Origin of the sequence: Kytococcus schroeteri (genome assembly GCF_002847825.1) — a bacterium.
In the GTDB taxonomy this organism is placed as follows: domain Bacteria; phylum Actinomycetota; class Actinomycetes; order Actinomycetales; family Dermatophilaceae; genus Kytococcus; species Kytococcus schroeteri.
In genome coordinates, this window is sequence record NZ_PKIZ01000041.1 from 1 (window position 1) to 914 (window position 914).

General features: G+C 59.4%; 1 pseudogene. It reads right to left on the bottom strand.

The annotated features are described in order from the left end of the window. Window positions 1-707, bottom strand: a pseudogene (locus CYJ76_RS12970) (IS5 family transposase); the annotation flags it as partial. Between the last annotated feature and the right edge of the window lie 207 nt (window positions 708-914).

A 914-nucleotide genomic window follows, 5' to 3' on the forward strand; every position in this document is an offset into this window, starting at 1 on the left:
TCTCATTAGACTTCTCCGGAATCACCGCGGCGATGCCGCGCTCACGCAGATACGCGCGGTTCACCCGTGACGTGTACCCGCGATCAGCAAGCAACGCATCAGGGCGCGTCCGCGCCTGCCCGCACCCAATTCTCGGGACCCGAATATCGCCGAGGACTTCCTGCAACATCGCGCCATCATGGCGTTGCCCGCCCGTCACCACAATCGACAGCGGCCGGCCATGCCCCTCGACAGCAAAATGTACCTTCGTGCTCAACCCTCCGCGTGATCTCCCGATCCCGTGACCTGCCGGTTCAATCTCGCATAACGGCAGATTCTTGTAATTCGATAGAGCCCCCTGTGTCCTGATCAGGGCGCGGCAGGTTCGTACCGTGCTGATGAGCACGGTTGATCGTCGCGTCGATTGACACGTTCCAGTCAATGTCGCCCACTGCATCGGCCTCGGCGAGGATGTGCGCGAATACGCGGTCCCAGGTGCCGTCGGTTGCGTAGCGGCGATGCCGCTTCCACACCGTCTGCCAGGGACCATACCGGTCGGGGAGATCTCGCCACGGGATTCCGGTGCGGTACCGGTAGATGATGCCCTCTACAACGCGGCGGCTATCACCAAACGGGCGGCCTTTACGGCCCTCATTCGTTGGCAGAAGTGGTTCAACTCGCTCCCACTGTGCATTCGTGAACTGCGTAAATCTAGACCGTTGTGACACACCTCAATCATGCTCGAGCACAGGCCCACAATTAGGAGACACGCCCTAGCTGGAGCTCCTAGTGATGAATCTGTGCTGGATTATGTGAACCACCAGCAGCTCTGCTTAACGCATTATGACCTCATCGACCATGACTTCGCCATCCTGGATGTCAGCGATAGCGCGTTCGGGAGCAAAAACTACGCCTTCAGGCAATCGTCTGCCGCT